At 74.4% G+C, this 26,137-nt stretch carries 11 protein-coding genes; 5 read left to right on the top strand and 6 right to left on the bottom strand.

What is annotated here, in order from left to right; all coding sequences use genetic code 11:
- Positions 1 to 9: 9 nt before the first annotated feature.
- Complete coding sequence (locus tag ACZ5GT_RS23860; RefSeq protein ID WP_469029343.1) at positions 10 to 2,763, bottom strand: helix-turn-helix transcriptional regulator; 2,754 nt, start codon at positions 2,761 to 2,763, stop codon at positions 10 to 12.
- 352 nt (positions 2,764 to 3,115) lie between these two features.
- Between ACZ5GT_RS23860 and ACZ5GT_RS23855 the strand changes: the two genes are divergently transcribed.
- Positions 3,116 to 3,997: an AfsR/SARP family transcriptional regulator gene (locus ACZ5GT_RS23855; protein WP_469029340.1), complete on the top strand. Its 882-nt coding sequence runs from the start codon at positions 3,116 to 3,118 to the stop codon at positions 3,995 to 3,997.
- A gap of 46 nt (positions 3,998 to 4,043) precedes the next feature.
- Here ACZ5GT_RS23855 and ACZ5GT_RS23850 read toward each other — a convergent pair whose 3' ends face one another.
- The 3 genes from ACZ5GT_RS23850 to ACZ5GT_RS23840 form a co-directional block, all read right to left on the bottom strand.
- Positions 4,044 to 4,973, bottom strand: a complete 930-nt coding sequence (locus ACZ5GT_RS23850) for an ROK family protein (protein ID WP_469029337.1) — start codon at positions 4,971 to 4,973, stop codon at positions 4,044 to 4,046.
- A gap of 53 nt (positions 4,974 to 5,026) precedes the next feature.
- Positions 5,027 to 5,791: a thioesterase II family protein gene (locus ACZ5GT_RS23845; RefSeq protein WP_469029332.1), complete on the bottom strand. Its 765-nt coding sequence runs from the start codon at positions 5,789 to 5,791 to the stop codon at positions 5,027 to 5,029.
- A 94-nt stretch (positions 5,792 to 5,885) separates the two neighbouring features.
- A complete protein-coding gene (locus ACZ5GT_RS23840) occupies positions 5,886 to 6,356 on the bottom strand; it encodes a type II 3-dehydroquinate dehydratase (RefSeq protein ID WP_469029328.1) in 471 nt (156 codons plus the stop codon).
- 289 nt (positions 6,357 to 6,645) lie between these two features.
- Between ACZ5GT_RS23840 and ACZ5GT_RS23835 the strand changes: the two genes are divergently transcribed.
- Genes ACZ5GT_RS23835 through ACZ5GT_RS23825 form a run of 3 tightly spaced genes read left to right on the top strand, consistent with a single transcriptional unit; the run spans position 6,646 to position 9,716 of the window.
- The gene (locus tag ACZ5GT_RS23835) at positions 6,646 to 7,812 is read left to right on the top strand and encodes a DegT/DnrJ/EryC1/StrS family aminotransferase (protein WP_469029325.1); all 1,167 of its coding nucleotides are present in this window, start codon (positions 6,646 to 6,648) and stop codon (positions 7,810 to 7,812) included.
- Complete coding sequence (locus ACZ5GT_RS23830) at positions 7,809 to 8,972, top strand: Gfo/Idh/MocA family protein (RefSeq protein WP_469029322.1); 1,164 nt, start codon at positions 7,809 to 7,811, stop codon at positions 8,970 to 8,972. The genes ACZ5GT_RS23835 and ACZ5GT_RS23830 overlap by 4 nt, the downstream gene beginning before the upstream one ends.
- Positions 8,973 to 8,990: 18 nt before the next feature.
- Positions 8,991 to 9,716, top strand: a complete 726-nt coding sequence (locus ACZ5GT_RS23825) for an HAD-IA family hydrolase (RefSeq protein WP_469029319.1) — start codon at positions 8,991 to 8,993, stop codon at positions 9,714 to 9,716.
- A 498-nt stretch (positions 9,717 to 10,214) separates the two neighbouring features.
- On the opposite strand, the gene ACZ5GT_RS23820 is transcribed toward ACZ5GT_RS23825, so the two are convergent.
- Both ACZ5GT_RS23820 and ACZ5GT_RS23815 read right to left on the bottom strand, forming a co-directional pair.
- Positions 10,215 to 11,327, bottom strand: a complete 1,113-nt coding sequence (locus tag ACZ5GT_RS23820) for a 3-dehydroquinate synthase family protein (RefSeq protein ID WP_469029315.1) — start codon at positions 11,325 to 11,327, stop codon at positions 10,215 to 10,217.
- Between the two features lie 55 nt (positions 11,328 to 11,382).
- Complete coding sequence (locus ACZ5GT_RS23815; protein WP_469029310.1) at positions 11,383 to 12,228, bottom strand: hypothetical protein; 846 nt, start codon at positions 12,226 to 12,228, stop codon at positions 11,383 to 11,385.
- 235 nt (positions 12,229 to 12,463) lie between these two features.
- Between ACZ5GT_RS23815 and ACZ5GT_RS23810 the strand changes: the two genes are divergently transcribed.
- The gene (locus ACZ5GT_RS23810; RefSeq protein ID WP_469029308.1) at positions 12,464 to 26,131 is read left to right on the top strand and encodes an SDR family NAD(P)-dependent oxidoreductase; all 13,668 of its coding nucleotides are present in this window, start codon (positions 12,464 to 12,466) and stop codon (positions 26,129 to 26,131) included.
- Positions 26,132 to 26,137: the final 6 nt, after the last annotated feature.

Genomic DNA, 26,137 nt, shown 5'->3' with positions numbered 1-26,137 from the left:
CCCGCCCTCTCACGCTTCCTGCCCGGCGAACGCCTCCGTGACGCTGGTGGCCAGCTCGACCGGCAGGTCCTTGCGGCAGCGCACGCCCAGCTTCCGGTAGACCCGGGTGAGGTGCTGCTCCACCGTGCTGGCGGTGATGAACAGCTTGGCCGCGATCTCCCGATTGGTGTAGCCGCCGACGGCCAGCGCGGCGACCCGCCGCTCGGAGCCGGTGAGCAGCGCCCCGTCACCGGAGCCGGCGCCGGCCGGGGAGGTCTGCTCCTCGCCGTCGTCGGGGAAGGACAGCAGTGCCTCGGAGAGCGAGGCGGCGTCGCACAGCCCGACCAGGTGACGGGCGCGCCGCACATGCGTACGCGCGCGGCGGTTGTCGCCGAGTTCGTGATAGGCGGTGGCGAGATCGCCGAGGACCCGGATCTGCTCGTAGCGGTCGCCGCACCGCTCGTAGAGGTCCAGCGCCTCCGACAGCATCTGCGGCCGACGCGCCACCGGGCCGCCGACCGCCAGCGCCCGCAGGGCCGCCGCCCGGGGGCGGGCGCCGTTGGTGCCGGGCCGGCCGAGCTGGTCGTAGGCCAGGCGCGCGGCCTGCTCCCGGTTGCCGAGGTCGAGCCAGGCCTCGGCCGCGCTGGTGCGCCACGGCACGATGCCGGGAACGTCGATGCCCCAGGCGCGCATCCGGTCCCCGCAGGCCAGGAAGTCGGCGAGCGCCGCGTGCGGATGGCCGGTGAGCAGGTGGTACTGGCCGCGTGCGTGCAGGTAGTGCAGACCGTAGCGGGTGTCGAAGAGGTGCTTGGGGACGGAATGGGTCAGATAGGCGCCCGCCTCGTCGTAGTGGCCCATACGGGTCGTGGCGAGCACCAGGCTGCCCAGGGGTGCGCCCACGGCGACGCCCCAGGCGCCCGGATGGATGTGGTTGAGGGCCTGCTGGGCGTGGTCCACGGCGCCGGTGAGATCGCCCAGCCGCAGCGCGGCCTCGGCGCGCATGGACGACAGCATGGCCATCCAGGTCGGCGAGTACGGCGTGTGGCCCTCGCGCAGCAGCCGGTCGCACCAGGCGGCGGCGTCCGGGGAGTCGGTGCACAGCAGCACGCCGAGCGCGAGCAGCGCGGGCTCCTCCGGCCAGCTCAGGTCGTAGGTGGGGCCGCGGTCCTTGAGCACCTGGTGGGCCTGGCCGACGACCTCGTGGGCGCGTCCGTTGACCAGGGCGTCGGCGAGCAGCGCGGCGGGGCGGCCCCGGCCGGCCGGGCGGTGGGTGCGGCGGGCCACCGTGGGATGCGTCCAGGCCAGCCACTTCTCGGTGTCGTCCAGCAGGGCGGCGGCCTCGCTGTGCGCCTCCGGGCGGGCGGTGCGCAGCCGGTCCAGCAGCTCTCCCGCCTCGGCGGCGCGGCCCTGCCACAGCAGTTGACGTACCAGGTCGAGGGTGCGGGCCGGGGTCAGCTCGTCGGCGCGGGCGGCGGCGGTCAGGGCCGTCAGATGGCGTTCGGCGGTCGCCGGGTCGAACAGCCGGCGCACCTGGACCAGGCGCGACTCGATCGAGGCGCGTTCGGCGTTGGAGCCGACGGGGGCGCGCAGCGCGGCCTCCAGGGCGGCGGCGGCGTGCTGCGACCGGCCGGCCAGCAGTTCCTGCTCGGCCGCCGCCAGCAGGACGTGCACGCTCCAGGCGCCGCTCGGCCGGTCCGCCTCGATGAGCAGCGGGGCGATGTCCCGCGGCGGGCAGCCCTGCTCGTGCAGCAGCGCGGCGGCCGCGAGCCGGAGGGCGGTGCGCTCCTCGGGCGGAAGGTCGTCGAGGACGGCCTCCCGGGCGATGTCGTGGCTCAGTTTGGCGCCGGCGACCAGGCCGACGGAGGCGAGGGTCTGCAGCGCGGCGACGGCCGTGCCGTCGTCGACCCCGGCGAGCCGGGCGAGCCGGTCGGGCGCCTCGGCGCTGCCCAGCACCGCGAGCGCGCGGGCGACGGCCGTCACGGGTTCCTCCAGGCGGCCGAGCTGGCGCAGGACCGCGCTGCCGTAGCCGTCCTTGCGGACGCCGCCGCAGGCCAGGTGGTCGTCGAGCAGCGCGCGCAGCAGCCGCAGGTTGCCTCCGCTGACGGTGTGGAACTCGCCGGCGAGCCGTTCGGCCTCGGCCTGCTCCAGGCGCCCGGCGAGCAGCGCGGCGACCTGGCCCTCGGTCAGCGGCTCCAGCGCGAGGCGGTGGGTGTGCGGCTGGTCGAGCAGCTCGGTGCGGAAGAGGCCGCGGTGGGCGGTGGTGTCGTCGGTGAGGACGGCCATCACGCGAGCGGAGGCGGTCCGGCGCACCAGGTAGAGCAGGCACGCCAGCGACTGCGGGTCGGCGTGCCGGATGGTGTCGATGCCGATGAACACCGGTGCAGTCTTGGCGAGTTCGAGCAGAGTCGCGGTCACCTCGTCGAGCAGCCGGGCCAGTCCGGGGCCGATTGCGGCGGTGTCGTGGGCGGGATCGTCGGCGGTGGCCTCGGCGTTCAGACGCCGGTGCAGGGCCCGCAGCCGGGCGACCGGGCCGTCCGCCGTCGGCATGGAGGAGAAGAGCTGTCCCAGGACTCCGAACGGCAGCGCGCTCTCGGCCCTGGAACAGCCGGCGTGCAGCACCAGGCTCCCGCCCTGGCGGGCCTGGCCGGCGATGGTGTGCAGAAGTTCGGTCTTTCCGCTGCCGCCGGGGCCTTCGAGCAGTACCACGGCGCCCTTTCCGGCGCTGAATTCGCTGAGTATTCGGGTGAGTTCTGCTTCCTTCTCGACGCGTTCGACCAGGTCCACTGGTTCCCTCCGTACGAACGTGGTTTCGAGTTTCCGACGCGCCGAAGCTAGCAACCCCTCAGGGGGCCCCGGTTTCTCCGCGCACACCGGACGGCAACTGTCCGCCCACCGTCCCGGAGGGGGCCCGTGGGGGAGCGGAACGAACGTTCCGCGTGCCGGAGCGAGTGGGTCGCATGGATCACCCGACTGTCAAAGATCGTGCAAAATGGCCCTTGAGCTGCTGTTTCTCGCGGATCCGGGCATCGTCACAGGATGTACACCGGCCTTGACAAACAGGTCGGATGGTTTTTTACTGTAGAGGTACTTCTGGACGCAGCTCCGGCTGCCGCGCCGACCGGGGGGTGGCTCTTCCATGCGATTCAACTTGCTCGGCCCTTTAGAAGCGGTAGCCGACGGAAGCTTCGTGGAACTCGGTGGATTCAACCAGCGGGCCATCACCGGATTCCTTCTCCTGCACGCCAACGAGGTCGTGCCGACGAGCAAACTGATTCACGCGCTGTGGGGGTACGACAATCCCGCGACGTCCCGGAAGATGGTGCAGAACGCCGTGTCCGGGCTGCGCAGGATCATCGAGCGGCACGCGCGGCCCGACGGGGCCGTACGGCTCACGACCGTCGCACCCGGCTACCGCCTCAGCGTCGCCGACGGCCACCTGGACCTGTGGCACTTCCGCCGTCAGGTGGACCTCGGGCGCGCCGAACTCGCGGAGGGCCACCGGGAGTCGGGAACCGACATGCTGCGCTCTGCGCTCTCGCTGTGGCGCGGGCCGGCCCTGGCCGACCTCGTCGAGTCCGGCATCGACTGGCCGGAGCTGAAAGCGGTCACCGGACTGCGGATGAGCGTCTTCGAGGACTACACGCAGGAACTGCTCAGGCGCGGGCAGCACCACGAGATCCTCGGCACGCTGGAGGAGATGGCCGCCGCGGAGCCCACCGGCGAGCGGCTGTGCGGGCTGCTGATGGTGGCCCTCTACCGGGCCGGCCGGCAGCACGACGCGCTCGCCGCCTACCAGCGCACCCGGACCGCGCTGCTGGACAACTTCGGGCTGGACCCGGGGCAGGAGCTGCGGTCCCTGGAACTGGCCATCCTCAACCAGGACCCGGCGCTGACCCCCGAGTCCAGGCCGTACTGGCAGCACACGGCCCGGCGCCCGGCAGGCGTGGGCCGCTGCGAGCACCGGGTCGGCTACGCCCGCCGCACCCGCACGGTGCAGCACAGCCGAAGGCGGCCGTAGCGCCGTCGGGCGGCCGGGGTGCGCGCCCGTCGCGGGGGCGTGGGCTTCAGGCGGCTCCGGGCGTCACGGCGCCGGTGCCCGTTCCGCGGGCGAGGAGGACCGCGCCGTCCAGGGAGGAGAGCGCGCCCAGGGCGGCCGCGCGGACTTCGGGGGACGGGCCGGCGGGGCGTCGCAGGGCGGTGACCTGGTCCGTCACCAGCGCGACGTAGCCGGGCAGGCCGGCCGCGAAGCCGCCGCCGATGGTGATGACCTCGGGGTGCGCCAGTTCGGCCAGCGACACCGCGGCCGCGGCGAGCGCGGCCGCGCCCGCCGTCACCGTCTCCACCGCCCACTCCTCGTGATCGGTCCAGGCCTGCCGCAGTTCGGCGAAGTCGACCGGCCGTCCGAGCGCCCGCGCGGCCCGCCGCAACGTCGCCCGCCCCGAGGCCAGCGCCTGTACGCAGCCGTGCCGGCCGCAGTCGCACCGGGCGCCCCCGCTCAGGTCGACGACGACATGACCCACCTCGCACGAGCCGCGCGCGGTTCCCGGCCGCATCACCCCGTCCAGCACCATGCCACCGCCGATCCCCGTGCCCACGCCGAAGTGCACCAGGTCGCGGCAGCCCGCCGCCCGCGCCTCGGCGAGCGCGGCGAGGTCGCCGTCGTCGGCGATCCGCACCTGCGCGCCGGGCAGCAGGGCCGACAGCCGGCGTCGTACGTCCAGCCCCTGCCAGGCCGGCCGGTTGGGCCAGCCGCGTACCCTTCCCTCGGCGTCCACGGCCGCGGGCAGCGCCACGCCCACCGCGGTCACCGGATCGCCGGGCGGACGGCGCAGCGCGGCCAGGGCGGACGCCAGCGCCTCCAGGTCGGCCGCCGCACCCCCCTCGTGCGGCCAGGTGAACCGGGTCTCCTGCGGGCGCGCGCCCACGGCGGCGCCGTTGCGTTCCAGCCGCAGCGCCACTTTCGTACCGCCTATGTCGATTCCCAGATGGCTCACGGTTATTCTCCCCGGCCTCTCGTGCCCTTCGGCAAGGAATTGCGGTCTGCCGTTCAATTCCCTTGCAACATATGCGGTCGAAGTGTCGAGCGCAGCAGTCCGGTGACCGCGTCGGAGTGCTCGGCGAGATAGAAATGGCCGCCGTCGAAAACGTGCAGGGAAAATCCGGTGCTGGTGTGGCGCCGCCATTCCTCGACTTCCCGGACGGTGACCCGGGGGTCGGCCGATCCGACCAGCGCCGTGATGGGGGCCGTCAGCGGTTCGGCGTGCGCGCAGCGGTACGTGGCGACCGCCCGGAAGTCGTTGCGCAGCACCGGCATGGTGAGCCGCAGCAGTTCCTCGTCGAGGGCGAGCGCGGCATCGCTGCCGCCCAGCAGCATGACTTCCTTCAGCAGGGTCTCGTCGTCGAGTTCGTGGAAGCCGTCGGCGCGGACGACCGACGGGGCGCGGCGCGCGGAGACGATCAGGGCCGCGGCGGGCGAACCGCCCTCCTCCAGGCGACGGGCGACTTCGTAGGCGACGGTGGCGCCCATGCTGTGCCCGAACAGCGCGATGGGCCCGGCCCACGGCATGAGGGCCAGGGCGACCTGGTCGGCCAGCTCGTGCACGGAGCCGACCAGGGCTTCGTGCCGCCGGTCCTGCCGGCCGGGATACTGCACGGCGAGGACCTCGACGTCGTAGCCGAGCGCCGCCGACAGCGGATGGAAGTAGCTGGCCGACCCGCCTGCGTGGGGCAGGGCGACCAGGGTCATACGACGCTCCGGCTTGGGGTGGTAGCGGCGTATCCACTGCTGGGAACACGTGACGCTGGTGCTCATGCGGGGCTCCTGTGGGCGGACGGTCGGACGGTCGGACGGGCAGAGGGCCGGACAGGCAGACGGTCGGGGCTGCGGCTGCGGCTGCGGGCGCGGGCTACGCGGTGGCGGCCAGCGACGGCGCGGCCGTCCGGGCCCCGCCCGCGATGGTGAGCAGGGCGCGGGCCCCGAGCCGGTAGCCGAGCGAGCCGAGGCCCACCACCACACCCGAGGCGAGCGGTGCGATGACCGATTCGTGGCGCCACTGCTCACGGGCCCAGACGTTCGACAGATGGACCTCCACCCAGGGGCGGGGGTAGTTCGCCAGGGCGTCGCGCAGGCTCCAGCCGGCGACCATCAGGGCGCCCGGGTTCACCAGGGCGCCGACCGTGCCGTAGTGGGCGTGCACGGCGCGCACCAGGTCGCCCTCGGAGTCGCTCTGGACGGAGATGACCTCCCAGCCCCTCCCGGCGACCTCCTCGCGCACGGCCCGCTCGATGTCGGCCAGGGTGTCGGTGCCGTACACCTCGGGCTCGCGCTGCCCGAGGATGCCGAGGTTGGGCCCGTTCAGCAGGAGTATCGCGCTCATGACTCACCTCACAACTGCGGTTGGAATACCGGCTCTTCGTGGTCTGTCCAGACGCACTCCATTCTTTATTGCGCACACCCGTTTGTAGCCGGTATCGGGGTGCCGGATTACGTGTCAGGGGGGTCGGCACGGCGATTTCAGGGGGGTTTTCGGGGACCCGGTAGGGGATGGGAGAGGCTGCCGTCCGCGCGGTAGCGTGATATCCCCGCACCGCCGATTCCCGGCTTTCCGGGGGCGGTTGGCCCTTCCGCGGAGATCTCCGCGTTCACCGGAACAGGAATGGACCGTCATGAATGATCAGGCGAAGCTTATCGCGGACCTCCCCGTGTGGCCGCAGTACGGCGACGAGGAGCGCACCGGTCTGCTCCGCGCACTGGAGCAGGGGCAGTGGTGGCGCATGGGAGGCAGCGAAGTCGACTCGTTCGAGCAGGAGTTCGCGGACCGCCACGGGGCGCCCTATGCGCTGGCGGTGACCAACGGCACCCACGCCCTGGAACTCGCCCTGCAGGTGCTCGGCGTACGCGAGGGCAGTGAAGTCATCGTCCCCGCCTTCACGTTCATCTCGTCCTCGCAGGCCGCGCAGCGCCTCGGCGCGGTCGCCGTACCGGTGGACGTCGACCCGGAGACGTACTGCCTCGACCCGCAGGCGGTGGCCGCCGCGGTGACATCGCGCACCAGCGCCATCATGCCGGTGCACATGGCCGGTCACTTCGCGGACATGGACGCCCTCGGGAAGCTGTCCGCCGACACCGGGGTGCCGCTGATCCAGGACGCCGCGCACGCCCACGGCGCCGAGTGGCTCGGCCGCAAGGCCGGCGAACTGGGATCGGTGGCCGCGTTCAGCTTCCAGAACGGCAAGCTGATGACGGCCGGCGAGGGCGGCCTGGTCACCTTCCCCGACGAGGCCTCCTACCAGGAGGGCTTCCTGCGGCACAGCTGCGGCCGGCCGCGCACCGACCGCAAGTACCACCACCAGACCTCGGGCTCCAACTTCCGGATGAACGAGTTCTCCGCGGCGGTGCTGCGGGCCCAGCTCGGCCGGCTCGACGAGCAGATCGCCACCCGCGAGCAGCGCTCCCCGCTGCTCGCCGGCCTCCTCGCGGGCATTCCGGGCGTGGTCCCGCAGGCCCGCGACGAGCGGGTCACGGCCCACCCGCACTACATGCAGATGTTCCGCATCCCCGGCATCGCCGAGGAGGACCGCAACGCACTGGTCGACCGGCTCGTCGAGCGGGGCGTCCCCGCGTTCGTCGCGTTCCGCGCCATCTACCGCTCGGAGGGCTTCTGGGAGTACGCGCCGCCCGCCGCGACCGTCGCGGAACTCGCCGAGCGCTGCCCGGTGACCGAGGCCATCAACGCCGACTGCATCTGGCTGCACCACCGGACCCTGCTGGGCACCGAGGAGCAGATGCACGCCGTGGCCCAGGTCGTGGCCGAAGAGGTCGCGCGCGCATGAGCACCCGGGGGAGCGCACGAGGACCGGGCGACGCCACGGTCCGTACGAGCGTGGTGGGTCTGGGGTGGGCGGCGAAGTCCATCTGGCTTCCGCGACTGCGCCAGCACCCCTCCTTCGGTGTGTCGTTCCTGGTGGAACCCAACCAGGCGGCGCGTGCCGACTTCCCGCACGACCGCGCCGGGACCCGGCTGCTGTCCGACGTGTCGGAACTGCGCCCCGACGAGGTCGACCTGGCGATCGTGGCCGTGCCGAACCATCTGCACTCGGCCGTGGCCTGCCGCGTCCTGCGCATGGGCATCCCGGTGTTCCTGGAGAAGCCCGTCTGCCTCAACTCGGCGGAGGCGGACCAGCTCGCCGCCGCCGAACGCGAGGGCGGCGCGTTGCTGCTCGCGGGCAGCGCGGCCCGCTACCGGGCCGACGTGCTGGCGCTGCGCGAGGTCATCCAGCGGGACCTGGGCGAACTGCGGCACATCGAACTGTCCTGGGTGCGCGCGCGGGGGGTGCCCAGCGCGGGCGGCTGGTTCACCCAGCGGCAGTTCGCCGGCGGCGGGGCCCTGGTGGACCTCGGCTGGCATCTGCTCGACACCGTCGGGCCGATCCTCGGTCCGGTCGGTTTCGACCAGGCGGTCGGCACGGTGTCCGACGACTTCGTCAACGACCAGTCCTCGGAGGCCGCCTGGCGCGAGGACGCGCCGCGGGAACCGGACGCCGAGGGCGACGTGGAGGACACCGCGCGCGGCTTCCTGGTGACCGAGACCGGGGTGTCGGTGGCGATCCGGGCGAGCTGGGCCTCGCACGAGCCGTACGACACCACCCGGATCCGGGTCGACGGCAGCGCCGGCAGCGCGACGCTGGACTGCACGTTCGGATTCAGCCCGAACCGCCGCAAGGGATCGCGGCTGGTCCGGGTCCGGGACGGGGAACGCACCGAGATCCCGCTCCCGGAGGAGGAGATCGGCGCCGAGTACCTGCGGCAGCTCGACGAACTGCCGCAACTGCTCGCCGACCCGGCGTCCCGTGGGCGGACGGTGGAAGAGGTCCGCCGCACCATCGCGGTGATCGAGCGCATCTACCGCTCGGCCCGCCGGGCACGCATCGGGGCGCGCTCCACAAGAGCCGCCCGGGTGGTGCCCCGATCGACGCTACTGAATCGCTACTGAACTCGGAAAGGCTGCGGCATGCTTGACAGGCAAGGCAGTTACGGGGGACAGGCGGAGCGCGGGGCCCACGAGGCCGTTCCCGCTCCCGGTCCCGAGGGAGGCCTGCGGGCCGTCGTGTTCGACCTCGACGGGGTGCTCGTCGACAGCTTCGAGGTGATGCGGGAGGCCTTCAGCATCGCCTACGCCGAGGTCGTGGGCGGCGGCGAGGCGCCGTTCGACGAGTACAACCGCCATCTGGGCCGGTACTTCCCGGACATCATGCGGATCATGGGGCTGCCGCTGCGGATGGAGGAGCCCTTCGTCCGGGAGAGCCGCCGGCTCGCCTCCCGGGTGCAGGTGTTCGAGGGGATTCCGGAACTGCTGGAGTCGCTGCACCGGCGCGGCGTGCCGATGGCCGTGGCCACGGGCAAGACGGGGGAGCGGGCCCGCGAACTGCTCGCCCGGCTGGGGCTGCTGGGCCTGTTCGAGGTGGTGATCGGGTCGGACGAGGTGGTGCGGCCCAAGCCGGCCCCGGACATGGTCCGCCTCGCGGTCTCGGTGCTCGGGGCGCCCGCCGGGCGCACGGTGATGGTGGGAGACGCCGTCACCGACCTGGACAGCGCCCACGGGGCGGGGGTGTACGCCGCGGCCGCGCTGTGGGCCGGCGTCGATCCGGAACCGTTGCTGCGCGCGAGGCCGGACGCGGTGCTGCGGTCGCCGGCGGAGCTGCTGGACCTCGTCGCCACCCCGGCCCCGGCCACCTAGACGCACGAGCCCGAGGGGTCCCCGGCCGGTGCGGTGAGGCCGCCGGCCGGGGTGCGGCGAGCGGATCCGGGCACGACCTGCTCGCCGTGCGGCGCCGCGCTGCCCGGCGCCGCACCGGCCCGTGAGGGCTTCGGGCTCTGCCCCGGTCCGTTGGCGGGCCTGGCCTCGGTCCGTTGGCGGGCCTGGCCCCGGTCTGCCGGCGGGCCCGGCCTCGGTCCGTCGAGGGGCCCGGCCCCGGTCAGCCGACCGACCCGGGCCGGGCGCTGCACGGCGTGACGCCTCGGGCTCCCGCCCGGCGGACCCCCGGTCCGCGACCACCACCTGACCGCCAGGGTCAGGTGGTGGTCGCGTTTCGGCGGCGCGGTCACCACCTCCCGCTCGCCGGGTTCCGGGGGAGACCGGCCGGCCGGTGGGGAACGGGGACGGGAGACAGGGAGCGGCGCACGCCGCGAGGCCCGGACGGCAGCAGCGCGTCCGGGCCTCGCGGCGTGCGGTGTATCAGTGCGCCGGGGCCGGCTCCGGCGCCGTGCGGGACGCGGCGGGCGCGCCGGCCACGGTGGGCGCGCCCGCCACGGCGGGTGCGGTGGAGCGGGGCATCGCGGCGAGCTCCGCCCGCACCAGCGCCTCGGGGACGCCGGTGACGAGTTCCGGGCCGTCGGGACCGTCCAGGACGAAGGTCAGGTCGTGCCCCTCGGCCTTCTTGTCCCGGCGCATGTACGCGATCAGGGCGTCGTCGTCCACGCCGGCGGGCAGCCGGGTCGGAAGGCCGTACGACGACACCACGTCGAGGTGTTCGTCGACCCGGGCCGCCGGGATGCGGCCCAGGGCGCCGGCCAGCCGGCCGGCGAAGACGGTGCCGACGGCGACCGCCTCGCCGTGCCGCAGCGCGTAGTCCGTCGCCCGTTCCAGCGCGTGGCCCAGCGTGTGGCCGTAGTTGAGGATGTGGCGCAGCCCCTGGTCGCGTTCGTCGCGGGCGACCACGGACGCCTTCAGGGCGACGCTCCGCGCGATCTGCTGCTCCAGCGGCAGGGCGGCCAGGCCCGGGGCGCCGATGAAGTGACAGCGGGCCAGTTCGCCGTAGCCGTTGACGCGTTCGCGCGCCGGCAGGGTGGCGAGGAAGTCCGTGTCGCACAGCACCGCGCGCGGTTGCCAGTAGGCGCCCACGAGGTTCTTCCCCTCGGGGAGGTTCACCCCCGTCTTGCCGCCGATGCTCGCGTCGACCTGGGCGAGCAGCGAGGTCGGCAGGTGGATGACGGGGGTGCCGCGGTGGTAGAGGGCGGCGGCGAGACCCACGGTGTCGGTCGTGGTGCCGCCGCCGCAGGAGACCACCACGTCGGAGCGGGTGAGGCCGAACCGGGCGAAGCGCTCGCACAGTCCGGCCACCGCCGCGAGGTGCTTGTTCTCCTCCCCGTCCTGGGCGGCGAGCCACAGCGTCTCGACGCCGAGCGGCGGCAGCGCCCCCTCCGGACGCGCCGAGACGACGACGGCACGCACGGCTCCGGTCGCCGCGACCAGCCGCGGGAGCAGGGCGCGCACGCCGGGGCCGATGTGTACCGGGTAGGCGCGGTCGCCCAGCGCCACGTCCACCCGGTGATGGGCGGGTTCACTCATTTCTTCTCCTCGTCCTCTCCTCGTTCTCTCCTCGTCCGCTGCCTGTCGTGTCCCGCTACGCCGTCTGCAGCACGGCCCTGGGCACCGCGAGCGGCATCCGGTCGGCGCCGGACGGCGTGAGGGCCGCGCGCAGGGTGCGGGCCGCCAGCGCCTCCACGGTGGGCGGCACCCGCAGCCGGCGCAGCGTCAGGTGCGAGTGCTCGAAGAGCAGGTAGTTGACCGGGGCGTCACCGGCCTGCCAGGACTGGGCGTTCCGGCGCAGGGTGCGCAGATAGCCGTCCCAGCCGCGCCGGGTCTCCGGGCCCATGGCCGGCAGCCCCTCCGCGAGCACCCCCGCGGCCTCCGCACCGCGGGCGCACAGCTCGGTGCGCTGCGCCGGGGTCAGCGTGGCAGTGCGGTGCTGCCAGATCCGGAACAGGAAACCGCGGCGGGCCGGTTCCGCCAGCAGCGCGATGACGTGCCGCAGCTGCCAGACGGCGACGGCGAGCTGGGTGCGGTGGTCGGCGGCCGGTTCCCGGACGACGGCCAGGGCGAGTTCGCTCGACGCCATCGCGACCTCGTCCGAGAATTCGATGTCGAGAGCCCTCGGAGTGTTTACCGGAAGGGCAAAGAATTCGCCGCGGGCAGGGGGGTTCTCGGGGGGTGCCCCTGGCGTTGCGCCGATCTCCAGGAACCGATTGGTGAATTCCTCGGAGACCTCGGTCGAGACACCCGCCCACAGGTCGATGCCGACCGGGACGGAATCGCCCGACCAATGGAAGAACCAGCGGGCGGCCGGGTCCGCGGCCCGCAGGTCGCGCGCCAGTTCATGGAGCGCCTCGGGCGGCTCCGGACGGGAGATTCCTCTCGCCCCGACGCGGTCGGGAGCGGATATGCGCACATGCTTCCAGTGCAGGGTCATGGGGATTGCCTCAGTTCTCTCGGGTACGCCGGAAATGGTTCGTACGGAACGGGCTGTGCTCCATGCTAAAGGCATCGGGTCGTCGCCCCCATGGGTCGCGGACGTGATATCCGAAGGACCCGGAAATAGGGCGGTGTTAGGGGTGGGGGTGGGGTTACCGCAACGCCGTCGGACAGCAGAATCGACGGTACCGCGCATTTCGTTGTCGCCGTGTTTTTCCGAGAGGTGTAGGGACATGCTGCGAACCGAGCTGATCCAACCGCTGCCCAGGCTGCTCGCGGCGCACGCGAACCGCTTCGGGGACAAGGTCGCCTACCGCGACGCGCGTCGGGCGGTCAGCCACGCCGAACTCGACCGGCGGACCGGCCGGATAGCCGGCCACCTCGCGGCGCTGCGCCTGCAACCGGGCGACCGGGCGGCGATCCTGCTCGGCAACTGCGTCGAGACCGTGGAGAGTTACCTGGCGATCGTGCGGGCCGCCGCCATCGGCGTACCGCTCAACCCGCGGTCCACCGACGCCGAACTGGCCCATCTGCTCGGCCACAGCGGCGCCCGCGTCGTCATCACCGACCGCGCCCACCTGGACCAGGTGCGGCGCGTGCTGGGCACCCTGCCGGTGGCCGGCGACCCGGTGCGGATCGTGCTGACCGGAGCCGAACACCCCGTCGGCACCGTGTCCTTCGAGAAGCTCGCCACCACCGAGCCGCCGCTGCCCGCCCGGGACGACCTGGACCTGGACGAGGTGGCGTGGATCCTCTACACCTCCGGCACCACGGGCCGCCCCAAGGGCGTCCGGTCGACCCAGCGCAACGCGCTGTGGTCGGTCGCCGCCAGCTATGTGCCGATCCCCGGCCTCAGCCCGGACGACCGCATGGTGTGGCCGCTGCCGCTGTTCCACAGCCTGTCCCACATCGTGTGCGTGGTCGCCGCCACCGCCGTGGGCGCGTCGGTACGCCTCGTCGACGGCTTCGACGCCGACGACGTGCTGGCCGCGGTGCGCGAGGACGAGGCGACGTTCCTGGCCGGTGTGCCGACGATGTACCACCACCTGGTGCGCGCCGCCGCCCGGGAGGACTTCACCGCGCCCCGCCTGCGGGTGTGCCTGGTCGGCGGCTCGGTGACCACGGCCTCCCTGCACACCGCCTTCGAACAGATCTACGGCGCCCCGCTGCTGGACGCCTACGGCTCCACCGAGACCTGCGGCTCGATCACCATGAGCTGGCCCTCGGGCGCCCGGGTGGACGGCTCGTGCGGTCTGCCGGTGCCCGGCGTCAACGTCCGGCTGGTGGACCCGCCCACCGGCTCGGACGTGCCGCCCGGCGAGGAGGGCGAGGTGTGGGTCAGCGGCCCGAACGTGATGGCCGGCTACCACAACGACCCCGAGGCCACCGAGGAGGCGCTGCGGGACGGCTGGTACCGCACCGGCGACCTGGCGGTCCGCGACGAGGCGGGCTACTTCACGATCACCGGCCGGCTCAAGGAACTCATCATCCGCGGCGGCGAGAACATCCACCCCGGCGAGATCGAGGACGTGCTGCGGGACGTGCCCGGTGTCGCCGACGCGGCCGTGGTCGCCAAGCCGCACGAGGTGCTGGGCGAGGTGCCGGTGGCGTTCCTGGTGCCGGAGCCCGAAGGGCTGGACCCGGAGGCGCTGTACGCGGCCTGCCGGGAGCGGCTGGCCTACTACAAGGTGCCCGAGGAGCTGTACGAGACCGGGAGCATCCCGCGCACCCAGTCCGGGAAGATCATCCGCCATCAGCTGCTGCACCGCCCGATGCGGCTGCGCGCCGCCAACAGCACCCACTTCGAGTCGCTGCTGCGGCTGGACTGGGTGCCGGCGGCGCTTCCGGAGGGCCCCGCCGCCGAGCCGTGGACCCTGCACGGCACGGACGCCCGGTCCGCCGCCGCGCAGCTCGACGCCCGGCTGGCCCGTTCCGCCGCCGACGGCACGGACGTGCCCCCGGCGGTGGTGCTCGCGCTGGACGTGCCGAAGGCGGCCGCCGCCGCGGACTTCGCCGCCCGGGTCCGGCGCACGGTCCGCGAACTCGCCGAGCACCTGGCGGGCCTGCTCGCCGACCCGCGCCTGGACGGCACCCGCATCGCCGTGGCCACCCGGGGCGCGGTCACCGCGGGCCCGCACGAGAGCCTCCACAACATCGCGCACGCACCCGTCTGGGGCCTGCTGCGCGCCCTGCAGACCCGCCACCCCGGGCGCCTGGTGCTGGCCGACCTGGACGAGGCGCCCGCGTCCCTCGCGGCGCTGCCGGCCGCGCTCGCCGCCGGTGAACCGCAGTTCGCGCTGCGCACCGGCGTCCTGCTGCTCCCGCGGCTCGCCCGGGTCTCCGCCACCACCGACGGCCCCGCCCACCGCCCGCTCGACCCGGACGGCACCGTCGTCGTCACCGGCGCCGACGGCGCCGAGGGCGCGGCGCTGGCCCGCCACCTGGTCGCCGGCCACCGGGCCCGGCACCTGCTGCTGATCGGTTCCTACGACGCCGAGGACGAGGCCCTGGTCGCGCTGCGCGGAGAACTCACCGCGCTCGGCGCGACGGTGACCGCGGCCGCCTGCGACCCGGCCGACCGGCAGGCCCTGGCCGCCGTACTGGACCGGGCGGAGCGGCCGCTGACCGCGATCGTGCACACCGGCGGCTGGCAGACGGCGCTCGCCCACCGCCCGGACCACGCCCTGGAGTCCGCCGTCGGCGCCCTGCTGAACCTGCACGAACTCTCCCGCGAGCACGAGGAACTGGCGGCCTTCGTGGTGTGCTCGTCCGCCGACGCCCTGCTCGGCGTGTCCCCCGAGGGCGACCGCGCGGCCTACGACGCGCTCCTGGACGCCCTCGCCCGGCACCGCGCCGACCGCGGGTTGCCGGCCCTGTCCCTGAGCTGGGGCCCGTGGGAGCCGGCCGTCGAGGCGGGCCGGAGTGGCGAACCGGTCGCCGGGGTGCGCGAGCTGACCCGCGCCGAGGGCCTGGCCATGTTCGACGCCGCCCAGATGGCCGGGCCCGTGCACTGCCTGCCGCTGGCCCTGGACACCTCGGCGCTCACCGCGAGCGCGAGCCGTCTCCCGGGCTCCTCCCGGCCGTCGGCGCTGCCGCCGCTGCTCAGCGGCCTCATCGACGTCTCCGCGGCTCCGGCGCCCGCCGACGGGGCGGTCGCCGAGGCACTGCGGGAGCGGGTCGGGCAGCTCACCGGGCCGGAGCGGGTGCGGATCCTGCTGGACCTCGTACGCACCGAGACGGCCCGGGTGCGGGACGTCGGCGGCCTGTCCAAGGTCGGTCCCGGACGGCCGTTCAAGGATCTCGGGTTCACCTCGCTGGAGGCCGTCACCCTGCGCAACCGCCTCACCGAGTCCACCGGCCTGCCGCTGCCCGCCACCCTCGCCTTCGACCACCCCACCCCGCAGGCCGTGGCCGAACTGCTGGACTCCCTGATCACCGGCGTCGAGGCGCCCGTCGAGGAGGTCCGCCCGGAGAGCGCGGACTCCGGCGAGCCGATCGCGATCGTCGGCATGGCGTGCCGGCTGCCGGGCGGGGTGAACAGCCCGGACGAGCTGTGGCGGCTGGTCGCCGAGGGCCGCGACGCGGTCTCCGGCTTCCCCGAGGACCGCGGCTGGAACCTGGACGACCTGTACGACCCGAACGGCTCCCGCCCCGGCACCTCCTACGTCCGTGAGGGCGGCTTCCTCTACGACCTCGCCGACTTCGACGCCGAGTTCTTCGGCATCTCGCCGCGCGAGGCGACCGCCATGGACCCGCAGCAGCGGCTGCTGCTGGAGACCTCCTGGGAGGCCCTGGAGCGGTCCGGCATCGACCCGGCGAAGCTGCGCGGCGCGCCGGTCGGCGTGTTCTCCGGCGTCATGTACCACGACTACGGCTCCCAAGTGGCGCGTATCCCGGACGAGTTGGAGGGCTACCACGGCATCGGCACGGCCAGCAGCGTGGCCTCGGGCCGGGTGTCGTACACCCTCGGTCTCGAAGGGCCGGCGCTCACCGTCGACACGGCCTGCTCGTCCTCGCTGGTCGCGCTGCACCTGGCGGCACAGTCGCTGCGCAACGGCGAGTGCACGCTGGCCCTCGCGGGCGGCGTGGCCCTGATGTCGCAGCCGACGTCGTTCGTCGAGTTCTCCCGGCAGCGGGCGCTGGCCGCGGACGGCCGCTGCAAGGCCTACGCCGAAGCCGCCGACGGCACCGGCTGGGCCGAGGGCGTGGGCATCCTGGTCCTGGAGCGGCTGTCGGACGCCCGGCGGCTGGGGCATCCGGTGCTGGCGGTGGTGCGTGGTTCGGCGATCAATCAGGACGGTGCGTCGAACGGTCTGACGGCGCCGAGTGGTCCGGCTCAGCAGCGGGTGATCCGTCAGGCGCTGGCGAACGCGGGTCTCGCGCCGGACGGGGTGGACGTGGTCGAGGGCCACGGTACGGGGACCACGCTGGGTGACCCGATCGAGGCGCAGGCGCTGCTGGCGACCTATGGCAGGGACCGTGAGGTGCCGTTGTGGCTGGGGTCGTTGAAGTCGAACATCGGGCATGCGCAGTCGGCTGCGGGGGTGGCCGGGATCATCAAGATGGTGCAGGCGATGCGGCACGGGGTGCTGCCGAAGACGCTGCACGTCGATCAGCCGTCCACGAAGGTGGACTGGGGTTCGGGTGCGGTGGAGTTGCTGACGGAGGCGCGGCCGTGGCCGGCGCTGGAGCGGCCGCGCCGGGCGGCGGTGTCCTCGTTCGGTGTCAGCGGCACCAACGCCCACGTCATCATCGAACAAGCCCCGCAGCACGCGGAGCCGACCCCTCCCGCCGACGGCAACGGCACCCGCCGCACGGTGCCCTGGCTGCTGTCCGCCAGGTCCGAGGCCGCCCTGCGCGCCCAGGCCGAGCGTTTCCTCGCCCAGGTCATGGGCCTGGACCCGGTCGCCGTGGCCCACTCCCTCCTGCACAGCCGTGCGGTGTTCGGTGAGCGTGCGGTGGTGATCGGCGCCGATGGTGAGGAACTGGCGCTGGGGCTGCGGGCGCTGGCGGACGGTACGCCGTCTCCGCATCTGGTGACCGGCACCGCGGACGTGGAGGGACGGACGGTGTTCGTCTTCCCCGGGCAGGGGCATCAGTGGGCGGGCATGGGCGCCCGGCTGATGGAGAGCGAGCCGGTGTTCGCCGCGGCTGTCGCGGACTGCGCGCGGGCGCTGTCGGCGTACGTGGACTGGGATCTGCTGGAGGTGCTGCGGCAGGCGGACGGCGCGCCCGGTTTCGACCGGGTCGATGTCGTCCAGCCGGCTTCGTTCGCGGTGATGGTAGCTCTGGCGCGGTTGTGGGAGCACTACGGGGTGCGGCCGGATGCGGTGGTGGGCCACTCGCAGGGCGAGATCGCGGCCGCGCATGTCGCGGGCGCGCTGAGTCTGGACGACGCCGCCCGGGTGGTGGCGTTGCGCAGCCGGGCGATCGGTGCGCGGCTGGCGGGGCTGGGCGGGATGATGTCGCTGCCGGTGCCGCAGGCCGAGGCGGAGGAGCGGATCGCCTGCTACGGGGGGCGGATCGAGATCGCCGCGGTCAACGGTCCCGCTTCGACTGTGGTGGCCGGTGACGCGGAAGCCCTCCAGGACCTCTTCGCCAAGGCGGGCGGGGAGGGGGTCCGGGCGCGGATGGTCCCGGTGGACTACGCCTCGCACACCGCCCATGTCGAGGCGATCGAGGGGGAGCTGGCAGAGCTGCTGGCGGGGCTGGCGCCGCAGGCGCCGGGCATCCCGATGTACTCGACGTGCGAGGCGGCGTGGCTGGACGGCAGTGTGCCGTTGGACGGGGCGTACTGGTACCGCAATCTGCGCCATCAGGTCCGTTTCGCGGAGGCGGTCACCGCTCTGGTCGGGGAGGGGTTCCGGGCGTTCGTGGAGGTGAGCGCGCATCCGGTGCTGGCCACGGCGGTGCAGGACCTGGTCGAGGCGCATGCCGACACTCCGGCGGTCGTCACGGGGACACTGCGCCGGGACGACGACACCCCCGCCCGTGTCCACACCTCCCTGGCCGTCCTGCACACCCGCGGCGTGGCCACCGACCCGCTCCCCGACTCCACCGGCCATCCCCACGTCGACCTGCCCACCTACCCCTTCCAACGCCGGCGCTACTGGCTGGAGGGGCCGAGCGGCGCCACCGACGCGGCGGCGCTGGGACTCGCGGCGGACGAACACCCGCTGCTCGGGGCCGTCGCCGAACTGCCCGGCACCGGAGGGGTGCTGGCCACCGGCCGGCTGTCCCGGTCGGCGCACGGCTGGCTGCTCGCCGACGCGGAGAGCGGCCCGGCCGCCGTACCGGCTTCCGCGCTGGTCGAGATGGCCGTGCACGCCGGGGACCAGGTGGGCGCGGGCGTCCTGGACGAGTTCGTCGTCGAGGCACCGCTCGTGCTGCCCGCGTCCGGGGCCGTTTCCGTCCGGGTGCAGGTGACCTCCGGCGCGATCGACTCGGGTTCCGCCGCTCCCGGCGGGCGCCAGGTCAGCATCCACGCGTGCGCCGACGGCTCCGAGCAGTGGACCCGGCACGCGGTGGGCCGGTTCTCCGCTCAGCCTCCGGCGTTCGTAGGCGACTTCACGGTGCGGCGGCCGCACGGAGCCGACGCCGTGGCCCCGGAACTGCTCCCCGAGGGCCTGTCGGAGGCATGGCGGCACGGCGAGGAGGTGTACGCGCAGGCGGTGCTGCCGGAGACGGGCCCCGACGCGGCGGACTTCGCCCTGCACCCGCTGCTGCTCGACCTGGTGCTGCGGGCGGCCGAGCTGAGCCCGGCGGGCGCGCCCCGGCAGGACGGCAAGGTGCTGGTGCCGCACACCTGGCGCCGCTTCTCCCTGTACACATCGGGCGCGCGCCGGCTCAAGGTGCGCGTCACGCCGCACGGTGATGGCACGGTCTCCATCGCCGCGGCCGACCCCTCGGGAGCACCCGTACTGTGCGTGCGCGAGCTGACGTTCCGCGCCGTGGCCGCCTCCGACCTCACCACGCAGGCCGACGAGGTGCGCAACGCGTTGTTCCGGGTGGAGTGGCGGGAGGTCCGTACGCCGGAGGAGACGGCGGGGGCGGACTGGCCGGTGCTGGACCTGACCGGCCGTACCGGCGAGGACGTACGCCTGCTGGCCGGGGAAGCCCTGACCGCGGTGCAGGCGCACCTGGCCGCGGAGGACGAGGACGCTCGTCTGGTCGTCCTGACCCGTGGCGCCGTCGACGATCCGGCTCAGGCGGCCGTGTGGGGCCTGGTGCGGACCGCGCAGAACGAGCACCCCGACCGCCTGGTCCTGGTCGACGCGGCCGAGGGGGACGAGGGTCTGCTGCCCGCCGCACTGGCCACGGGTGAGCCGCAGCTCGCGCTCGCCGACGGCCGGATCCGCATCCCGCGGCTGGCCCGGGCGGAGGTCGCGGAGGGGCCGGGCCGGCTGGATGTGAACGGTACGGCGCTGATCACGGGCGGTACCGGCACCCTCGGCGCGCTGGCCGCACGGCATCTGGTGACCGAGCACGGGATACGGCACCTGCTGCTGCTCAGCCGCCGCGGACCGGACGCCCCCGGCGCGGACGCTCTCACGCGCGACCTGGCCGGGCTCGGGGCACGGGTGACCGTCGTCGCCGCGGACGCGGCCGACCGGGACCAGCTGACCGCCGCGCTCGCGGCCGTCGACCCGGAGCATCCCCTCACCGCCGTCATCCACACCGCCGGCGTGCTCGACGACGGTGTCTTCGCCGCCCAGACGGCCGAGCGGCTGGACACCACCTTCCGGGCGAAGACGGACGCGGCCCGCAATCTGCACGAGCTGACCAGGGATCAGGATCTGGCCGCGTTCGTGCTGTACTCCTCCGCGGCCGGCACCCTCGGCAACCCCGGACAGGCCAACTACGCCGCCGCCAACGCCGCGCTCGACGCCTACGCCCGCCGACTGCGCGCCGACGGCGTCCCCGCCGTGTCCCTCGCCTGGGGCTACTGGGCCGACGTCAGCGGCATGACCGCGCACCTGGACGAGACGGCGCTGCGCCGCCACCGCCGTGACGGCATGCTGGGCCTGTCGGCCGAGACCGGGACGGCCCTGCTGGACGCCGCTCTCCGGGCCGACGACGCGGCGTTCGTCGCGGCGCGCCTGGACCTGGCCGGGCTGCGGGCCCGGTCGGCGACGGAGCCGGTGCCGTGGCTGCTGCGCTCCCTGGTCCGCCCGCTGCGGCGCGCCGCGGCGCAGGACGGCGCGGAGCAGGCTGCCACGGGGACGCTCGGGCAGCGGCTCGCGAGCCTCCCGGCGGCCGAGCGGGAGCGCACCCTCATGGATCTCGTCCGAGGGGAGGCGGCGGCCGTCCTCGGCCACGGCTCACCCGACGCCATCGGCGAGACCCGCGCCTTCAAGGACGCCGGGTTCGACTCGCTCACCGCGGTCGAGCTGCGCAACCGGATCGGCAAGCGCACCGGGCTCACCCTGCCGACCACGCTGGTCTTCGACTACCCGACCCCCGCCGACCTGACCCGCAAGCTGCTCGGGGACCTGGTCGGCGAGGTCACCGGGCCGGCCGAGGGCGGCGCCGGGGAGCGCCGGCGGGCGGCGGAGGACGACGACCCCGTCGTGATCGTCGCCATGGGCTGCCGGTTCCCCGGCGGCGCCGACGGCCCCGACGAGCTGTGGCGGATCGTCGCCGACGGCATCGACGTGATCGGCGGCTTCCCCGAGGACCGGGGCTGGGACCTGGACGGCATCTACCACCCGGATCCCGAGCACCTGGGCACCTCGTACGCGAAGAGCGGCGCGTTCCTGGACACGGCGACCCGGTTCGACGCGGGCTTCTTCGGCATCTCGCCGCGCGAGGCCGTCGCCATGGACCCGCAGCAGCGGCTGCTGCTGGAGACCGCCTGGGAGACGCTCGAGCGCGCCGGGATCGACCCGACCGCGCTGCGCGGCGAGCACGTGGGCGTGTTCGTCGGCGTCAACGACCGCGACTACACGCTCCGGTTGCAGCACGCGGCGGGGGAGCTGGAGGGCTACCGGCTGACCGGCACGTCCGGCAGCGTCGCCTCCGGCCGCATCTCCTACACCTTCGGTCTGGAGGGCCCCGCGCTGACCGTGGACACGGCCTGCTCCTCCTCACTGGTGGCACTGCACCTCGCCGCGCAGTCCGTACGCAGCGGCGAGTCCACGATGGCCCTGGCCGGCGGCGTGGCGGTGATGACGACACCGGACGCGTTCGTGGAGTTCTCCCGCCAGCGCGGGCTGTCCGGCGACGGCCGCTGCAAGGCCTTCGCGGATGCCGCGGACGGCACCGGCTGGGCGGAGGGCGCGGCACTGCTGCTGGTCGAGCGGCTGTCGGACGCACGGCGGCAGGGCCACCCGGTGCTGGCCGTGGTGCGCGGCTCCGCCGTCAACCAGGACGGCGCCTCCAACGGCCTGACCGCACCCAACGGCCCCTCCCAGCAGCGCGTCATCCGCGCCGCGCTCGCCGACGCCGGCCTGACCGCGTCCGAGGTGGACCTGGTGGAGGCGCACGGCACCGGCACCACGCTCGGCGACCCGATCGAGGCCCAGGCGCTGCTCGCCACCTACGGCCAGGACCGCGCGGAACCCCTGTGGCTCGGCTCGCTGAAGTCCAACATCGGGCACACCCAGGGCGCGGCGGGCGCCGCCAGCGTGATCAAGGTGGTGCAGGCGATGCGGCACGGGGTGCTGCCGAAGACGCTGCACGTCGACCAGCCGTCCACGAAGGTGGACTGGGGCTCGGGTGCGGTGGAGCTGCTGACGGAGGCGCGGCCGTGGCCGGCGCTGGAGCGGCCCCGCCGGGCGGCGGTGTCCTCGTTCGGCGTCAGCGGCACCAACGCCCACATCATCCTCGAACAGCCCCCGCAGCCCGCGGAACCGGAAACGGAGCGGACGGCCGCCGACGTGACACCCGGCGTGCTGCCGTACGCCCTGTCGGCGAAGACCCCCGAGGCGCTGCCGGGCCAGGCGGCGCGGCTGGCCACCCGGCTCAGGGACGGCGACGACCGGCTCACCGACGTCGCGTACTCCCTGCTGACGACGCGCGCCGCGCTCGACCACCGGGCCGTCGTCCTGGCCGGCGACCGCGCCGAACTGCTCGCCGGCCTCGACGCGCTGACCGCCGGCACCCCGGCCGGGCCCGTGGTGACCGGCTCCCCGGCCCCGGGCAGGACGGCGTTCCTGTTCACCGGGCAGGGCAGCCAGCGCGCCGGCATGGGCCGCGAGCTGTACGCGGCGTACCCCGCGTACGCCGAGGCCTTCGACGCCGCGTGCGCGGAACTGGACCGGGAGCTCGCCGGGCACGTTCCGCTGCCGCTGCGCGAGGTGATCTTCGCCGAGGACGGCACCGAGGCGGCCGCCCTGCTGCACCGCACCGTGTACACGCAGTCCGCGCTGTTCGCGCTCCAGGTGGCGCTGTTCCGCCTGGTGGAGACATGGGGCGTACGGCCGGACTTCGTGGCCGGGCACTCCATCGGCGAGCTGGCCGCCGCCCATGTGGCGGGCGTCTACTCGCTCGCCGACGGCGCCCGGCTGGTCGCCGCGCGGGGCCGGCTGATGCAGGCGCTGCCCGAGGGCGGCGCGATGGCCGCCGTCCAGGCGTCCGAGGACGAGGTGCGCCCGCTGCTGCCGGCCGACGGCCGGGCCGGGATCGCCGCCGTGAACGGGCCCGAGGCCGTGGTGGTGTCCGGTGACGAGGACGCGGTCCTCACGGTCGCCGCCGCGCTCGCGGACCGGGGCCGGAAGACGAAACGGCTGCGGGTCAGCCACGCGTTCCACTCGGTGCGCATGGAGCCGATGCTGGCGGAGTTCCGGGCCGTCGCCGCCACGATCACCTGCGCCGAGCCCGGCATCCCCGTCGTGTCGACCCTGACCGGCGCCCGCGTGGGGCTCGACGACCTCGGTACCCCCGACTACTGGGTACGGCACGTGCGCGAGGCGGTCCGCTTCGCCGACGCGGTCCGCTGGGTACGGGAGCGGGGCGCCGCTCACTTCCTGGAGATCGGGCCGGACGCGGTGCTCACCGCGATGGCCCGGGAGACCGTGGACGCGCTCGGCGAGCCGGCCGGCGCCGCGTTCCTGCCGGGGCTGCGCCGCGAGCGGCCCGAGCCGGCCACGCTCCTGGCCGGGGTCGCCGGACTGTGGGTGCGGGGCGTGCCCGCGACACCGGCCGCCCTCCTCGACGACACCGGGGCCCGCCGGGTGGACCTGCCCACCTACGCCTTCCAGCGGGAACGCTACTGGGCCGAGACCGGCCCCGGCGCCGCCGACGTGACGTCTCTCGGACTGGCCGATGCCGCGCACCCGCTGCTGGGCGCGGTGGCCGAACTCCCCGACGGAGCCGGGGTGCTGGCGACCGGGCGGCTCTCGGTGAGCGGGCAGAGCGGGCAGGGCGGGCAGAGCTGGCTCGCCGACCACGCCAAGTCCGGCGTCGTCCTCGTACCCGGCACCGGACTGGTGGAACTCGCGCTCCAGGCGGGCGACCGGGTCGGCGCCGGGACCCTCGACGAACTGGTGCTGCAGGAGCCGATGGTGCTGCCGGAGCGCGGCAGCGTCGAGGTGCGGGTCCAGGTCGGCGCGGCCGAGGGCGAGAGCGGACGGCGCCCGGTGAGCATCCACTCCCGCACCGCCGAGGACGCCGACTGGGTGCGGCACGCCACCGGGTACGTCAGCCCCGCGCCCGTGTCCGGCGGTGCGCCGCTGACCGCCTGGCCGCCGCAGGGCGCGCAGCCGGTCGACATCGACGGCTTCTACGACCGCCAGGCCGCCGCGGGCCACGATTTCGGGCCCGCGTTCCAGGGGCTGCGCAAGGTGTGGCGGCACGGCGCGGAGACGTACGCCGAGGTCGCCCTGCCCGATGAGGCCGCCGCCGGCGCGGACGCCTACGGGCTGCATCCGGCGCTGCTCGACGCGGCCCTGCACGCCACGAGTTTCGGCGCCGTCGCCGAGACCGGCCCCGGGCAGGTGCTGCTGCCGTTCGCGTGGAACGGGGTCACCCTGCACGCGACGGGCGCCACCGCCCTGCGGATACGGATCACCGGCCTCGGCAACGACACGGTGTCCGTGCAGGCCGCCGACACCGCCGGCGAACCGGTCGCGTCGGTCGGCTCGCTGGCCTTCCGCGCGGTGGACCCGCGTCAGCTCGGCTCCGGGGACGACGGTCTGCGGGACGCGTTGTTCCGGGTGGAGTGGCGGGAGGTCCGTACGCCGGAGGAGACGGCGGGGGCGGGGTGGCCGGTGCTGGACCTGACCGGCCGCAGCGGCGAGGACGTACGCCTGCTGGCGGGGGAGGTCCTGGCCGCGGTGCAGGCGCACCTGGCCGGGGAGGACGAGGACGCTCGTCTGGTCGTCCTGACCCGTGGGGCTCTCGATGATCCGGCTCAGGCGGCTGTGTGGGGCCTGGTGCGGACCGCGCAGAACGAGCATCCCGACCGTCTGGTCCTGGTCGACGTGGCCGAGGGGGAGGAGGGTCTGCTGCCGGCGGCGCTGGCTACGGGTGAGCCGCAGCTGGCGCTCGCCGACGGCCGGATCCGCATCCCGCGGCTGGCCCGGGCGGAGGCGGCACAGGGTCCGAGTCCGCTGGACCCGGACGGCACCGCGCTGATCACCGGCGGTACCGGCACCCTGGGTGCCCTGGCCGCACGGCACCTGGTGACCGAGCACGGGATACGGCACCTGCTGCTGCTCAGCCGCCGCGGACCGGACGCCCCCGGCGCCGACGCCCTGACCCGCGACCTGACGAACCTTGGCGCGCGCGTCACCGTCGTCGCCGCCGACGCGGCCGACCGGGACCAGCTCACCGCCGCGCTCGCGGCCGTCGACCCGGATCACCCCCTCACCGCCGTCATCCACACCGCCGGCGTGCTGCGGGACGGGGTGATCACCGCCCAGAGCCCCGAGCACCTGGACGCGGTGTTCGCGCCGAAGACGGACGCGGCCCGCAACCTGCACGAGCTGACCAGGGATCAGGATCTGGCCGCGTTCGTGCTGTACTCCTCCGCGGCCGGCACCCTCGGCAACCCCGGACAGGCCAACTACGCGGCGGCGAACACCGCGTTGGAGGCGCTGGCGCGGGGCTTCCGGGCCGCGGGCACCCCGGCGGTGTCGCTGGCCTGGGGCCTGTGGGCGGAGGCGAGCGGCATGACCGGCGACCTCGGCACCGCCGACCTCGAACGCGGCCGGCGGACCGGCATCGCCGCGATGCCCACCGAGCAGGCCCTCGGTCTGCTCGACGCCGGCCTCAGGTCCACCGAGGCGACGCTGGTGACAGCACGCCTGGACCTGGCCGGGGTGCGCAGGAGGATCGCCACGGCCGACGACGTGCCGGTACTGCTCCGCGGGCTGGTACGGGCGCCCCGCAAGGCCGCCCGAGCCACCGGAGCGGCCGAGGAGTCGCTCGCCGACCGGATGGCCGCCCTGTCGCCCGCCGAACGCCTGGACGCGGTGGTGGAGTTGGTGCGCACCCAGGCAGCGGCCGTGCTGGGGCACGCCACCGCCCGCGCGATCGGCACCGACGCCGCGTTCAAGGACGCCGGGTTCGACTCGCTCGCCGCGGTCGAGCTGCGCAACCGGCTGGCCACCGCGACCGGCGTACGGCTGCCCGCCACGCTGATCTTCGACCACCCGACCCCGGCGGAGCTGGCGGGCCGCCTCCTCGAGGACATGGGCCTCACCGTCGACCCGGCGGACGACACCGCCCTGACGGCCGGGCTCGACTCCCTGGAGCAGGCCCTCGACGCACTGCCCGAACTGGACGAGACCGTCCGGGGCCGGCTCGGGGCACGGCTGCTCGACCTCGCGGCACGGCTCGGCGCGACCCCGCTCACCACGGCGTCCTTCGGCACGGGGATCGGCGAGTCCATCGACCTCGACACGGCCACCGACGAAGAGATCTTCCAGCTCATGGACGGCGAACTGGGCCGGTCCTGACGACGT

Source organism: Streptomyces sp. NPDC031340 (assembly GCF_055569945.1).
This window is presented reverse-complemented; position numbering and strand designations above follow the sequence as displayed.

Bases quoted from the DNA above. Each gene is read 5' to 3' on its own strand.
- ACZ5GT_RS23855 (WP_469029340.1), top strand. From the start codon at position 3,116: ATGCGATTCAACTTGCTCGGCCCTTTAGAAGCGGTAGCCGACGGAAGC.
- ACZ5GT_RS23845 (WP_469029332.1), bottom strand. From the start codon at position 5,791: ATGAGCACCAGCGTCACGTGTTCCCAGCAGTGGATACGCCGCTACCAC.
- ACZ5GT_RS23840 (WP_469029328.1), bottom strand. From the start codon at position 6,356: ATGAGCGCGATACTCCTGCTGAACGGGCCCAACCTCGGCATCCTCGGG.
- ACZ5GT_RS23835 (WP_469029325.1), top strand. From the start codon at position 6,646: ATGAATGATCAGGCGAAGCTTATCGCGGACCTCCCCGTGTGGCCGCAG.
- ACZ5GT_RS23830 (WP_469029322.1), top strand. From the start codon at position 7,809: ATGAGCACCCGGGGGAGCGCACGAGGACCGGGCGACGCCACGGTCCGT.
- ACZ5GT_RS23825 (WP_469029319.1), top strand. From the start codon at position 8,991: ATGCTTGACAGGCAAGGCAGTTACGGGGGACAGGCGGAGCGCGGGGCC.
- ACZ5GT_RS23820 (WP_469029315.1), bottom strand. From the start codon at position 11,327: ATGAGTGAACCCGCCCATCACCGGGTGGACGTGGCGCTGGGCGACCGC.
- ACZ5GT_RS23815 (WP_469029310.1), bottom strand. From the start codon at position 12,228: ATGACCCTGCACTGGAAGCATGTGCGCATATCCGCTCCCGACCGCGTC.
- ACZ5GT_RS23810 (WP_469029308.1), top strand. From the start codon at position 12,464: ATGCTGCGAACCGAGCTGATCCAACCGCTGCCCAGGCTGCTCGCGGCG.